The sequence below is a fragment of the Maribacter chungangensis genome, from assembly GCF_042676845.1.
GTDB classification, from domain to species: Bacteria; Bacteroidota; Bacteroidia; order Flavobacteriales; family Flavobacteriaceae; genus Maribacter; species Maribacter chungangensis.
This window is the reverse complement of the sequence record NZ_JBHTHY010000006.1, coordinates 506,062-520,526: the sequence shown is the minus strand read 5'-3', so window position 1 is coordinate 520,526 and position 14,465 is coordinate 506,062. Positions and strand designations below refer to the sequence as shown.

Sequence of the window (14,465 nt, the reverse complement as noted above, 5' to 3'; positions counted from 1 at the left end):
GCTAATGTACCGCCGTATTTATCTCTACCCAGTATCCATCCGGGTCCTGTATGTAGATTTGGCGAACGCCATCGGTTCTTAACGTAACAGCGTTTTTTTTTCCTGGCCAGTCCGAATAGGCAATCTTATTTTTCTCCAAGTGCGCTATTACGCCTTCTAAGTCTTGGGTTGCCAAGCACAGGTGCATGGATTTATTTTTTTCAAAAGGCGCAAATTCTTTTTGAATTAAGTGTATTTGAGAACTACCATCGACGATAAACCAACGAAAACCAGGTTTTTTGTCGGGATGCGGCGTTTCAGTCAACTTTAGAATATTACCGTAAAACTCGGCGCTTTTATCAACATCTTCTACCACTAGGGCAAAATGGTCAATTTTAAAATCGAACGTTTGTCCTGTTCCCACTACGGAAATGAAACACATGAAACCTAGTAAATACAGTTTTTTCATACGTATTGTTTTGTTTTACTTCGTGTCCAAGGCGTCTATCTGTTTTTGGATTTTATCCGCCTCTTCATACTTTCCGTCACTAGCGGAACGATTGATCTTAGAAAGGTCAAAAGCCTCTTTCATGAGTTTTTTGTATTTCTCCTCTAATTTTTCTTTTTCAGTTTTCTTCTTAAATAATCCGAACATAGCAATTCTTTTTTTTTGAAATTAATTTTGGTTGATCGGTGGCGGACCTTCTGTCATAGGCTCATAAACAACATCACCTTTTCGCGTTTTAAATTCTTCTTTTACCTTTTGTACCATTTTTGGATTTTCGAACAAGTCCAACATAGTCATGGACATTGCTTTGGAGGCATAGACCAATCCCTTATGTCCAATGGACATTCCGCCGCAGGCAACTACCGCCCATGAGTGCCAGGGCGTATCTTTTGGAGCCACGGTAACCCCTAGGTTTATGTTGGGAACATTCCAACTTACATCGCCTACATCGGTTGATCCACCGCCGGGATTTTTTTCGGTTTCCTTTAGGGGATATATCTTACTGTCCATACCCACCTCCGGTTTTCCTGTTGCTTTTTGAATCGCCTTGCCAAAAGCCGTTTCTTCTTCCGTATAAGAAATAGGGCCTAAAAGCTCTAAATTGTTTTGCATGATTTCGCCACCTGCACGGTTGACCAAGGTTTCGTAAATGCCGGAGACCAAAGAAATCTTATAGTCTACATCTGCCATGATCGCGGCACCTTCTGCCATTTCCTTAACACGTTCATAAGTAGGTAACATGATATTCCGTTTGGGGTCGCGTACCCGCACCCATAGCTTGGCATAATCGGGAACTACGTTTACCACTTGTCCGCCATCCTGTATATGATAGTGTATTCTGGAAGTGGGTAAGATATGCTCCCTGTAGTAGTTGATACCCGTTGTATATAGTTCCAAGGCATCCGATGCACTGCGACCGTTCCATGGGTCACCGGACGCATGAGCAGCCTGACCATGAAATTCTACGATAAAATCGATGAGGGAAAGTCCGGATTGTACATCGGCCTCAATTCCGGAAGACGGGTGCCAACTTACGTTAACATCTACATCGTCCCAAAGCCCTGCTTTTACCATCCATACTTTTGCAAAGTATTTTTCTTCTGCCGGAGTTCCCAAGAACTTCACCGTGCCTTTGATTTTCCCTGCTTCCATGAGTTCTTTTATCGCTATGGCCGCTCCTAAACTGGCAGCACCAAAGAGATTGTGTCCGCAACCATGACCGGCAGCACCTTCATTAAGGGCTTCTTTTACCGGAGAGGCTTTTTGCGAAATACCCGGTAGGGCGTCGAACTCGCCAAGAACACTTATCACGGGGGAACCACTGCCAAAGGTTGCCGTAAATGCGGTAGGAATATCAGCGACACCGCGCGTAACGGTCAATCCATTTAACTCTGCATAGTTGGCCAATATTTCGGCTGATCCCGTTTCTTCAAAAGCCGTTTCGGCCAAGGCCCAGATCGAGTCACTTATTTTTATAAGTTCGGACTTGTGCTTTTCTACCGAAGCGATCAGTGCTTTTTTGTTATTCGTTAATTTTTGTCCCGACACAGAAAGGCAAAAAACGAATAAGAACGATGTGAGAATTGCTTTTTTCATACGTATTCAAAGTTTAAAGGTTGGATATGTTTTATGGTCCCTAAAGATAATGAAACTTGGTTGAAATGGGTTTGTAAATCTTAGTTATGTTGGTCCCAAACAGGCCTGCCCGGTATCGTGTGCTTTTCAATGATGCGTTTGCTTTCTTTTCTGGTATTAGGGTTCTTTTTATAGGTATATAGAGCATCACTTGCAAAGGTTCTCATTTTGGATACAGATACTATGGGTTTTGGATAGTCCTTTCCCAGTTCAAAACCCAAAAACTGTAATTCCATGGGAGGAATTTCCCATGGTTCATGAATATATTGTACCGGCAGTGCCGCTAGCTCAGGAACCCACTTTTTTATGAAGAGCCCTTCCGCATCGTGTTCTTTGCTGTTTTTTATCGGGTTGTAGATGCGAATGGTATTTACTCCCGTTTCTCCCGATTGCATATTCAGTTGCGGAAAGTGTATGCCGGGTTCAAAGTCCAGAAAATGCTGTGCCAAATGTTCGGTGCAGTCTTGCCAAGGTTGCCATAACAGATGGGTAAAAAAAGAAGCCAACATGGCACGGAGCCTAAAGTTCACGAAGCCTGTGGTAACCAAACACCGCATGGCGGCATCTATGAGCGGTATTCCTGTTTGACCTTCCCGCCAGGCCTTTTGTAGGTCGGGACGGAGGGGTTTAACAAGCTCATGATAGCCTTTGTTAACGCTTCTGAATTCCATTTCGCCTTCCATTTCAAACTTTTGTATAAAGTGGGCCTGCCAGCGCATACGGGAAAGAAAGGAACTTAGGTTTCGTTTGTTGGTGCCGCTTTTTTTGTGGCCAGCCGCATACTGACATACCTGTCTGGTGGACAAACAGCCCCAGGCCAGATAAGGAGATAGCCTACTACTGTGTTTTCTGGAGGTGGCAGGTTTGGAATAGTTGGCGTTATAGCCCCATATTCGATCTTTTAAAAAGGAATCCAGGTATTTTACGGCGTATCGGGTACCTCCACGTTGAATTTGGGTATTCGGTTTTGTGGCTAACGAAATAGGTTTAAAATGCCGTTTAGAAAGCGCATCGATATACGAAATTGGATAGAAGCTGCCACGTTCCATTATCGGTTTATCGATATCGGTATTTATAAAAGCTACCCAATCGTTTTTCCAGGCCTTTCTGTTCTTTATCCCTCTAAATACACCGTTCTGAATGCTTTCCTCCCAAATTACGTCGTTGCTTTTGCACCATTTTAAAACGCTTTTGTCGCGCTCGTAGGTCATTAGCATTCCAGTTTCTTGGTAGGAGAAGATATGACTTATAGGTGCTGTTTGATGAAGGGTGTTAAAAACGGATAGTATCTCATGGGCAACCACTACTATTTTTGTATCGTAGGACAACAGTTGCCGTTGAAGATCCTCCAAGCTCTGCTTGATAAAATTGATATGCTTTTCGCTGTAATGGGCATCGGTTGTCCATAGGGGTTCAAAGGAGTAGAGTAATAGTATTTGCTCTCCGGTGGCAATGGCTTTTACCAAGGGCTCGTGGTCCAATAACCGCAGATCTCTTTTGAACCAGACAACTACCACTAGGCTACGGCTTCTTTATAGGTTTTTAAACAGCGTTCCCTGGCCATTTTATGGTCTACCATTTTTTCCGGATACGTAAGTTCCTGTAATTCTGGTACCCAGGTGTTTATGTATTCCTTTTGCTTGTCGAACTTATCGATCTGTGTCATAGGATTAAAGATGCGAAAGTAAGGAGCGGCATCCACACCGCTACCCGCTGCCCATTGCCAATTGCCAACGTTGGCACTCATATCATAATCCAGTAATTTTTCGGCAAAATAAGCTTCGCCCCAACGCCAATCTATTAATAAATGCTTGCACAGGAAACTCGCCACCAACATCCTAACCCGGTTGTGCATAAATCCCGTTGCGTTTAACTCTCGCATACCGGCATCAACGAATGCGTATCCCGTCATCCCGTTTTTCCATTTTTCAAACTCGTCCTCGTTGTTTCGCCATTCAATGCGATCGTACTTAGGCCTAAAGGCTTTGTCTTTCGTATGTGGAAAATGCCACAGGATCTGCATAAAAAACTCCCGCCAAATAAGTTCGCTCCAAAAAATTTCGTTGTCCTCGGCTATTGCTTTTTTCATCATTTTACGAACCGATACCGTTCCAAAACGCAAATGTGGTCCTAAACGCGAGGTGCCATTTTCCTTTGCCGGAAAGTTTCGCGTTTCCTCATAATTTTGAATTAGGGTAGGGGTTACGGCATAGTCCGGCACCTTTATACGCGCGGTTTCAAAACCCATATCCGAAAGGGACAGATTGGGAAGTCTGGTATGCGTTATAAGGTTGTGCAAATATTGACTTGTATAATGAATCTTGAGATGGTCCGCATTAAAAATCGATTTCCATTTATTTTTGTAAGGGGTGTACACTACATAGGGGTCGCCATCGTCTTTGATTACGTCATCCTTTTCAAATATGACCTGGTCCTTGTAGGTGTTGAAATCGATGTTCTGTTCCTTTAAAAACAATGCCACTTCTTCATCTCGCTCCCTTGCATACGGCTCGTAATCGTGATTGGTGTATACCGCTTGGATATCATATTCCTTGGTGAGCTCTTTTACAACGTCCAATGGTTTTCCATAATACAAGGCGATGGAGCTGTTTTGTTCTTCTTGCAATAATCCCCTCATTTTTTGCAGGGTTTCATGAATAAAACTGACTCGGGCGTCATCTTTTGGAAGCTTACCCAGTATTTCCGTATCAAAAATAAATATAGGGAGTACCGGGAAATCGCCTTTTAAAGCTTCCAAAAAACCAACATTATCGTCCAACCGTAAATCCCTGCGGAACCAATAAACAGACACTTTTTTGCTCATACTACGAAATATTCAAGGTAGACATACCACCATCTACACCAACAATTTGTCCGGTCATCCAACTGCTATCATCCTTTAACAAAAATGCGGCAATGTTTGCGATATCCTCTGGTTTTCCTACACGTTTTAGAGGATGGCGCTGCGACATCATTTCCACTTTCTTATCATTGCTCAACAAGCGTCCGGCTAAAGGCGTATCCACTAAAGACGGTGCAACAACGTTCACTCTAATTTTAGGTGCATACTCTGCCGCCATGGACTTTGCGAAACCTTCTATAGCTCCTTTCGCAGCGGCAACACTGGTATGAAAAGGCATTCCTGTTCCCACGGCAACCGTGCTAAAGAAAACCATGCTGCTAGCCTCTGCCATTTTTCCGATAATTGTTTTTACCACCCGTACCATGCTAAAAAAATTAAGTTGCATATCCTGTTCAAAGGTATCCAAACTCATCATTTTAAATGGTTTAAGGTTGATACTTCCCGGACAATATACAAACCCGTGAAGCTCATCGGGTAGGGTAGTGGTGTCCAAGTCATCGCTTGTGGCATCGAACGGAATATGGGTTACGTTGATTCCATCTAAACCTTCGGTAGTTCTAGACGCTACGAATACATTATGGTTTTCGTGTAATAACTGCACCAAAGCCTGTCCTATGCCATGGCTGCCTCCTATTAATAATATGTTTTTGCTCATGTTTAAAATGAATTAAAGTGAATTTCTTTTTTCGATCCTGGAATACTTCCAAAGCGGTCTATTAACTGTTGCTCCCTATACTCAAAAATTTGACTTAATTGCTTCTTTACAATAATCGGATGTGCGAGTTGTCCCAATATTCCAAAAGGAATTTTGTAATCTATAATATCTTCCATCTCTACCCCACCATCCACTTCGTTGATAAAATGCTTATGATGCCACATTGCGTAGGGCCCAAATCGCTGCTCATCTACAAAATATTCGCCTTGCTTTACATGCGTAATTTCCGTAACCCATTTGGTGGTGTATCCCGGAAGTGGTGAAACCTTGTATTGTATGATCTGCCCGGCATACATAGGTCTATCGGCTCCTGTAAGAATGGTAAATCCCATCTCTTTAGGGGTTATTTCCTGTAAGTTCTTAGGGCTGGACAAAAAATCCCATGCTTCTTGTCTTGAAATGGGAAAGGATTGCTTTGCGTGCAGTTGATATAATTTCATTCCTATATTTTTAACAAATATAGAGGCAATATTGTTTAGCAGAAAATTTAATTCGTTAAACAAAATAAAAATGATATAATTTCCAGCTAATAGCCTGTCCTACATCGGTATTCTTTTATTTTAAACTGAATAATCAGGTAACGCACGGCATATTTTGTAATTTGCGTTATATCACAAACAGTTGGATATGAAGATTTTCTTTGGGCTTTGTTTGCTACTTACTATAGGTGTTGGCGTAGCGCAAGAGACCGTAGTAGCGCTTGGGGAACTTCCTCAACGGGTATCCGAGACCTCAGGTCTTCTTTTTTTTAATGATCGTATTCTAACACATAACGATTCTGGTGGTGAAGCATTACTGTTTGAACTTGATACGGTATCACTTGAAATCACACGAACGGTTACTATAACCAACGCCATGAACACAGACTGGGAAGCTATTAGCCAAGATGAGGAGTATATCTATATCGGCGATTTTGGTAATAACTTGGGCATGCGTCAAGATTTAGTAATTTACCGGATAGCAAAGGAAGATTATTTGGACAACGATACCGCTGCAGCTGAAGCTATTTTCTTTTCATATCAAGATCAAACCGATTTTGAAGATAACGGTAATAGCGATTGGGACGCAGAAGCTTTTTTTGTTTTAGCCGATGAATTAATAGTACTTACCAAGCAATGGAAAAGTTTGGGTACGGTCGCGTATGCGCTACCTAAAACTCCGGGCACCCATTCCGCAATACGGCGAGGTGCGGTTGAAAATATAGGACTAGTTACCGATGTGGACTATAATTTGGCGGATAACACTTTGTTTGTACTGGGCTATTCTTCATTTTTAATGCCCTTTGCTCGAACTTATGAACTCAGCGATTCCAATATATTTTCAGAGAACTTTGGCATAATACCCTTAGAGATAGGGCTGGCGCAAGTTGAAGGTGTTACAAACGACGGTGCTGGCAATTACTTTATTTCCTCCGAATTTTTCTCTAGGCAGTCGCCCAACATTGTTTCCTTATCGCGTCTTTTTAGGTTTGCTCAAATTGAGGAAGAAGAACAAGAGGAACCCGCAGAAGAGGAGTCGGGAGGAGAATCGGAACAAGAAGAGGAACCAAACCCAGGTTCCTTACCTGATGAAAACAAGGAGGAATTACTCATTTTTAACGAAGTAGGTACGGGGACTATACGATATAGCATCACTTCACAAAGTCCTATCAACGGGACCCGCATTTATGATGTGAACGGAAAAACCATTTGGGAACAGTTTAATACGGATATTCAAAAAGATGGCATTGTTTCGCAATACATACCCACATCCATTTACTACTTTGTGGTTTACTTTAATAATTCCGTAAGATCAAAGGCCTTTGTTGTATACTAAGCAGACTTTTCATTGGCACCGCCAAAGGGTTTGATACTCCGAGACTTGCCTCGAAATTGAAAATCGTTTTCTTATCAATGCCGCGTGGGCTTGCCCGAGGTAGTTTACTTTGGAGACCGTAATTGGAGTGATTTTTGATACTTTGCCCATGATGAAAATAACTATACCCTTTTTAGTGGTCTTTCTTTTGATAGGGGTTTGTGTAAAGGCACAAAGCGATCCAATCACTAAATTTGAGTTGTACGGACGTTGGGTGCTGGAATTGAAAGACAAGGATCAGTTCCCGGAAAAATCAATGTGTTTACCGAGGTCGGAATCAGATTCTATTGAAAGTTCAGTTTGGACGGATATTTTATTTTTTGCCAACGGCCAGTGTAAAATTAGTTCAAATTCAAAGGTAAAACTGGGATTTTGTGCAAATGGATCGGTTGATGGTCGTTATAAAGCGAGTTGGGACTACAACGAGGCAAAAGGGGTGATTACCATTACCGAATTAAACACTTCTTTGAAAGAATTTAGTGAAACATACCCGCAGGAATATGCAGAATTTGGTACTCCGGAGTGGACTACACAGACCAAAATTAAAGTGATACCCTTGGCGGACAATAAAATAGGTCTGCTAAAAATGGCAGCAAATGGTGAGTAAGATTTTAAATGTTTAAAGAACCAGTTTACATTTTGGTATATCAAGAGCATAGACCTACTTTAGGATTTAAATTCAATATTGAAATTCCAAGAATTGCTTTTTGGACTTAAGCACGTGTTTTATTTATGACTTTGTTAACAATGGCAATATCTGTTTATCTCTAGATTTGTTGACAATTAAAAACAAAAAACCATGAACAAAGTAATTTTATTTTTATTAGCTGTTGTAGCTTCATTTTCCTTGGAAGCACAAATTAACACTCCTGAAGCGAGTCCGGCTTCAAAACTGATTCAGACCGTTGGCCTTACCGAAGTGGTTATTGATTATTCTAGACCTTCGATGAAAGGAAGAACCATCTTCGGAGACCTTGTGCCTTATGATAAACTATGGAGAACGGCTGCCAATGCCTACACCACCATAAGTTTTGATACCGACGTAACCATTGCGGGAACCGCTGTAGAAGCTGGTACATATTCAATTTTCACAAAGCCAGGTGCTAAGAACTGGGACGTTTTCTTTTATACCGATACAAAAGGTAGTGGTGTTCCACGAAACTGGGACGAGAATAAAATTGTTGCCAAGGCTACTGTACCAGTTTGGCCTATAGAAATGCCTGTAGAAACGTTTTCTATCACTATTGACGATCTTACCAACACTGGCGCTAAACTTGGAATCATTTGGGAAAACACTTATGTAGCCGTACCTTTTGGGGTCCCTACCGATGCCGCTGTTATGAAAAACATTGACCGTGCACTTAACGGGCCTACGGCGGGAGATTATTATGCCGCTGCCACTTATTTTTCGGCAGAAGGAAAAGACATCAACAAAGCTAAAGAATGGATGGACAAAGCTATGTCCATGACCGAAAAGCCAGCTTTCTGGCAGTTGAGACAATATTCCTTAATCTTGGCCAAAGCCGGGGATAAGAAAGGTGCAATCGCTACCGCCAAAAAATCCTTGGAAGCGTCTAAGGTTGCTGGAAACGATGACTACGTAAAAATGAATATGGATTCCCTAAAAGAATGGGGAGCTATGTAACGGATTCGTTAGGTTGGATTTATAGTAAGCGGAATCAAGTTTCCATTGCCCACGGGGTATGGGTCTTGTTTCCGCTTACTTATACCAATTTAAGTTTTGAATGTCGTATTTAAAATTTGAATTATTTTTTTCTCAGGTTAGGAATGAAATCTAAGCATAGCATTAGCTATGGTTCTATTTTATGACGACAAATGAGTAAAAAAGAAACTTGTTTTATGCGACATCTAGAATTTAAAGTGGTATTATTCTTAGGGATTTTCCATATCCATTTTAATCGTGGCGTTTGCAATTTCCAAAAGTCCCGTTGCTATTTTGTTGTTGAACTACCACTACAATAAAGAATGATGAATGACATGTTATGTATTACGTATTACCGCGCTATAGTATAAACCCTATCACATAACCTATCTTTAGGTTATAAATACTGCCAGATTTACCAGTTCCTTTTTGGTACATCTCAAGTTTAGACCTGATTTTATATTTTTTTTACGTCAGGTTCCTACCTATTATTTTAACACTGTAAGAATAATATTCGGCTTATTTTATATTTACGATTCGAAGTTAGGCTCGGTTTTTTGTACACTCCAAACGGCCTATTGTTTTGGTTCATTAGCCAAAACAAGAACTTACATAACTATTACCGAATGGAATAAACTTTGATATGGTACAGTATAACCGTAGTGTCTTGTTTCGTTCGTTTTCCTTTAGCATACCCTACATGTCTTGCACGATAGTCTAGATTTGAATACTAAGACACTCCACTCCTAACTATAAAGACGTTTGGTTCCCAGCGCTTCTTTGTCTTTTCCTCAGCCAATTTACTGTTTTACCACTAAAGGTTTTTTTAACATTCTGTCAAAAGCTTCAAAAACAAAAGCAAAAATAATGACCAAGGCAGCACCAATAAAATTCAACCATAAATAACCTAATTTTTCCTCGCCTGCAGGATGTATGTGGATGAGATTATAATATATTACGCATATAATAATTTGCGTTAAAACCGCAGCAAAAAATACGGCATTGCCTTTTACGAACTTAAAAAAGAAGGCTAGAAGGAATATGCCCAGTACATTTCCGTAGAAGATACTCCCAATGATATTTACCAACTGTATAAGATTATCGAAAAGATTTGCCACATTGGCAATAGCGATCGCCACAAGGCCCCATGCGAACGTAAACCATTTTGAGGCTTTTACATAGTGGGCATCGGTTTCTTCGTTTGTGTGATTTCGCTTATATAGATCTAACGCTGTAATCGTGCCCAAAGCGTTAAGTTCCGAAGCTGTTGATGACATGGCCGCGGATAAGATGACCGCTAATAATAGGCCAATGAGTCCTTTAGGAAGGTTGTTTAGTATAAAGTGGATAAACACGTAATCCTTATCGTTAGTTTCAGCTGTATCGTCTGCTTGCTTTATCAAGGTCTTTGCAATGGCTCTGTTTGTGCTGTCTTTTTTGTTGATTCTTATAATTTGTGATTTTGCCTCTTTAACGGCGGCATATTCTTTTATTTCCAGGGCCGCAGAAAAATTGTTTTGCGCAATTCTTTTTTCGGCTTCCAAAGCTACTTGCCCTTCTTGTAAAAGCTTGTAATCTTCGGCAAACTCCGATTCCATTACCGTTTGGGTCGCAGCAGGATTAAAATTCAAGGGAGAAGGATTATATTGGTAGAATACGAATACCATTACCCCTACAAGGAGAATAAAAAATTGCATCGGTATTTTGAATATACCATTGAAAACAAGTCCCAACTGACTTTCCCTTACCGTTTTTCCGGATAAGTAGCGTTGCACCTGACTTTGATCAGTACCAAAATAGGCAAGTGCTAAAAACAATCCGCCGGTGATACCGCTCCAGAAAGTGTACCTACTTTTCGTATCCATGCTAAAATCAAGAATCTCCAACTTATTGCTGGCTCCCGCAATCTTGAGCGCTTTGCCGAATGTAATATCGGAAGGTAAATATCCAAGGATAAAGAAGAAGGTAATGAACATCCCGGTCATGATGATGAACATCTGCTGTTTTTGGGTGACACTAACGGCCTTTGTTCCTCCGGAAACCGTATAAATGATAACCAAAGTACCAATGATGACATTTAAAGTTCTGAGGTCCCAACCAAGCACCGCAGATAATATTATAGAAGGCGCAAAAATGGTAATTCCGGCCGCAAGCCCTCTTTGTATCAAGAACAAAATAGCGGCTAAAGACCTTGTTTTTAAGTCGAACCTGCCTTCGAGGAATTCGTATGCAGTGTAGACTTTCATTTTATGGTATAGCGGAATAAACACCAAGCAAATAATTATCATGGCCAAAGGCAGTCCAAAATAGAATTGAACAAAGCCCATGCCATCATGGAAAGCTTGCCCCGGAGTAGAAAGAAAGGTAATGGCACTGGCTTGCGTGGCCATAACAGATAGTCCTATGGTCCACCATTGGGCCTCTTTGCCGCCCCTTACATAGTCGTTTACGTTCTTGCTTCCCTTGGTCTTCCAAACACCATAGGCAACGATAAAAATTAATGTACCGCTAAGAATTGTCCAGTCTAATGCTCCCATATTATGTAAATGATGCCATTATGTACGCGAAAACTAGAACGTAAATTAAATTTAAGAGTAGTACTATGGAATACTCTTTTTTCCAAGTTTTATGTTCCTCTTCTTCTTTGCTCATCCTTTTATAGGTTCTTTTGTTTTTAGGTTTGCCTTGCCAATGGACAGCATATTGGAAAATAGCTTATACGCTCCTGGAACACCTGCGGGCAGTTCTCTAAAGAAGCTCAGACCTGTGTAAATATAGTTTCCATTTCCGTAGGGTGCAACCAGCAAGCTCCCTTTGGTTTCTTCCTCCCCTTCGTCGTTCATGCCCAAAATAGGGGTAAATTCCGGGGCCCATGTATCTGGAAAATAAAGTCCTCTCTCTTGTACCCATCCCTCAAAATCCGAGGTTGTAATTTTATTTGGAAAGTTTACCAATGGATGTTCTTTTGCCAATATGCGAACATCGGAATGTTCATTGGTTACCCTATCTCTTGAAATGTTAAGGTCGTAAGGGGCAATACCTTCAAATTGATCTCCCCATCTATTGGCCGTATTGTATTGGACAATTACCGTACCGCCCTGCTTTACGTAGTCAAAAATGAAACGTTGTTTGAATTTAAGTTCATCAATCACGTTATAAGCCCTTATACCCAGCACAATGGCGTCATATTTGGTAAGACTGCCCTCCGTTATCCCAACGGGATCTATAGTATGTACCGTATACCCCATCTGTTCCAAGCTAGTGGGCATTTCATCACCTGCTCCCATGATGTAGCCAATGTGTTGTCCGGCCGTTTTTATATCCAAGCGAACGGTTTTAGCCTCCGAAGGCAATAGAATGGTTTGCATGGGAACATGGTCGTAAGAAATAGTAACGAGTTCCTTGCTTATTTCTTTTCCGTTTACACGTACAATAGGGGAAATGTAACTTTCTTTTTCGATAGATGGTGGACTTAGCTTAAAATACAGAGTTTGTTCGTCACCTTTTTTGGCAATTGAAAAAGGCTTGGTGTCTTTTTCTACGCTCCAAGCTTCGTCAAAACAGAACTCAACAGTGCCCTCAAGATTATCGGCATGTGCCTTAACGGTTACAGGTATTTCCTTTGGAGTATCATCTGCAAAAATGATCACCTTATCGCGAAAGCTTGCCGTGGCCTCCGGTACAATTTCAAACGGTTGATATATTTCTCCCTTATCTGGTTTGGCATAACGGTATATGACCGGAGTCTCTATGGGAATGATGGTGCCATTGAAGTTCAGTTCAAAAGTGGCGAGAAAGGCTTTTGGCGTTTCCGGTTTTCCTATTAATTTAGAATCTGTGACACGGTAGGTGCCCAAAGTTCCTTTTTCCAATAACCAGTATGGGCTGGTGTAGTTTGTTTTGGAAGGTATTTCCAAACTTATATCTTGTCTTAACAATTGGTTTTCTTCTAAAACTGAACTTTTTACAGCTTTCTTTTTCCCATTGATGCTGACAGATGTTAAGCCGATCTCTACCGGACTCCGATTAATGGCCTCGATGGCAATGGTAACAGTCTCCCCGGCATTTGCGTAGGCATCTTTTGAAGAAGCTTCTAGGTGCAGGCCGGCTACGGCTGTTATAATCGCCCGTAGTTGTTTTGTTTTTATATTTTTCCAATGCTCGTCTTCAATGTCCTGTAAAAGCAGATAGGCTTCCACTAATTGCGGCAAGTGTTCATAGGGCTTTTTAAAATTAAAATTTTCTTCGATAGGCTCTAGGAGTGCTGCAATCTTTGATCCACCAGCTACTCGGTTCCAAGAGGTGTCTATACCATCGAAGACGTTTGATGGGTCTTTGGGCAAATCTCCCTTCAACAATTCTATATAGTCCGTTTGTGAACCTCTTGAACTTAACCTTCCAAAGCCTTGGCATAAATGCTGACTACTGGCAAGTGCCGCTATTTCGTTATTGGAAGCGCCTAGAATAGGGTAGTAAGTGCCTACATCAATACTGAGCATATTGGATTTATCCGCCTTTTCAAAAGCCTCCTCACTACCATAAAACCACCAAGAGGTGTTAAAAAACAAGCGTCTTGGTTGCCAAGGTGCGGTATCTTTTAATCGGCCGGGAAAAGAAGTGGCGTCATTGGCAAGGTCAAAGGCTTCCATGCTAAGTATTGCTGATGCTGTGTGATGGCCGTGTGTTGTTCCCCCATCCCTATGGTCAAATCTATTAATGATAACATCGGGTTTAAACTGTCTTATCGTGGTTACCACATCGCCAAGTATAGCTTCCTTGTTCCATATCTCCAAGGTTTCCTTTGCTGTCTTGGAATAGCCAAAATCATTAGCTCTCGTGAAAATTTGCTCCCCGCCGTCTACGCGTCTGGCCGCCAAGAGTTCCTCTGTTCTCAATACACCCAATAGCTCCCGTAGTTCCGCGCCTATTAAATTCTGACCACCATCGCCGCGGGTTAGGGAAAGATATCCCGTTCGTGCATGAACGCTATTGGAGAGATACGAAATTAATCTCGTGTTTTCATCATCCGGATGTGCGGCAATGTAGAGTGCCGTACCTAAAAAGTTAAGTTTTTTTACTGCGTGGTAAATGTCCGAAGGGGTGCTTTTTTTGGGTACTTGTGCATAAGAATTACCGAACAGAAAAAAGGTGCATCCCAAAAGGAGCAAAATATGGCGCATAGTGTTGGTTTTAGTCTAGTTTCAAATATAACAAGTTTAACGCTTGAGGTAGGGCTTTTACAACTTCT

The 14,465-nt window shown here is 41.4% G+C and carries 12 protein-coding genes; 3 read left to right on the top strand and 9 right to left on the bottom strand.

Annotated elements, in window-relative coordinates:
* Position 1 precedes the first annotated feature (1 nt).
* From ACFQZJ_RS10335 to ACFQZJ_RS10305, 7 genes are all read right to left on the bottom strand, one after another.
* Positions 2-448 carry a VOC family protein gene (locus ACFQZJ_RS10335; protein ID WP_379934368.1) on the bottom strand — a complete coding sequence of 149 codons (447 nt, stop codon included), beginning with the start codon at positions 446-448 and terminating at the stop codon, positions 2-4.
* Positions 449-463: 15 nt separating this feature from the next.
* Entirely contained in the window at positions 464-634 is a 171-nt protein-coding gene (locus ACFQZJ_RS10330; protein ID WP_379934366.1) for a Lacal_2735 family protein, read from the bottom strand.
* Positions 635-655: 21 nt separating this feature from the next.
* Positions 656-2,083 (bottom strand): amidohydrolase, encoded by a 1,428-nt coding sequence (locus tag ACFQZJ_RS10325; RefSeq protein ID WP_379934364.1) that lies wholly within the window; start codon positions 2,081-2,083, stop codon positions 656-658.
* A gap of 80 nt (positions 2,084-2,163) precedes the next feature.
* A complete protein-coding gene (locus ACFQZJ_RS10320; protein ID WP_379934362.1) occupies positions 2,164-3,639 on the bottom strand; it encodes a cryptochrome/deoxyribodipyrimidine photo-lyase family protein in 1,476 nt (491 codons plus the stop codon).
* Positions 3,639-4,946, bottom strand: coding sequence for a cryptochrome/photolyase family protein (locus tag ACFQZJ_RS10315; protein WP_379934360.1), 1,308 nt, complete (start codon positions 4,944-4,946; stop codon positions 3,639-3,641). Before ACFQZJ_RS10315 ends, ACFQZJ_RS10320 begins: the two co-directional genes overlap by 1 nt.
* Before the next feature lies 1 nt (position 4,947).
* Positions 4,948-5,640, bottom strand: a complete 693-nt coding sequence (locus tag ACFQZJ_RS10310) for an SDR family NAD(P)-dependent oxidoreductase (protein WP_379934358.1) — start codon at positions 5,638-5,640, stop codon at positions 4,948-4,950.
* A gap of 2 nt (positions 5,641-5,642) precedes the next feature.
* The gene (locus ACFQZJ_RS10305; RefSeq protein WP_379934357.1) at positions 5,643-6,140 is read right to left on the bottom strand and encodes an SRPBCC family protein; all 498 of its coding nucleotides are present in this window, start codon (positions 6,138-6,140) and stop codon (positions 5,643-5,645) included.
* A 187-nt stretch (positions 6,141-6,327) separates the two neighbouring features.
* On the opposite strand from ACFQZJ_RS10305, the gene ACFQZJ_RS10300 reads away from it, so the two are divergent.
* From ACFQZJ_RS10300 to ACFQZJ_RS10290, 3 genes are all read left to right on the top strand, one after another.
* Positions 6,328-7,515: a hypothetical protein gene (locus ACFQZJ_RS10300; protein WP_379934355.1), complete on the top strand. Its 1,188-nt coding sequence runs from the start codon at positions 6,328-6,330 to the stop codon at positions 7,513-7,515.
* Between the two features lie 148 nt (positions 7,516-7,663).
* On the top strand, positions 7,664-8,161 hold the full coding sequence (locus ACFQZJ_RS10295) for a hypothetical protein (protein ID WP_379934353.1): 498 nt from the start codon (positions 7,664-7,666) through the stop codon (positions 8,159-8,161).
* Between the two features lie 192 nt (positions 8,162-8,353).
* Complete coding sequence (locus ACFQZJ_RS10290) at positions 8,354-9,199, top strand: DUF2911 domain-containing protein (protein ID WP_379934351.1); 846 nt, start codon at positions 8,354-8,356, stop codon at positions 9,197-9,199.
* Between the two features lie 818 nt (positions 9,200-10,017).
* Here the strand turns inward: ACFQZJ_RS10290 and ACFQZJ_RS10285 are convergent.
* A complete protein-coding gene (locus ACFQZJ_RS10285) occupies positions 10,018-11,754 on the bottom strand; it encodes a sodium:solute symporter (RefSeq protein ID WP_379934350.1) in 1,737 nt (578 codons plus the stop codon).
* 111 nt (positions 11,755-11,865) lie between these two features.
* The gene (locus ACFQZJ_RS10280; protein WP_379934348.1) at positions 11,866-14,397 is read right to left on the bottom strand and encodes a PIG-L family deacetylase; all 2,532 of its coding nucleotides are present in this window, start codon (positions 14,395-14,397) and stop codon (positions 11,866-11,868) included.
* Between the last annotated feature and the right edge of the window lie 68 nt (positions 14,398-14,465).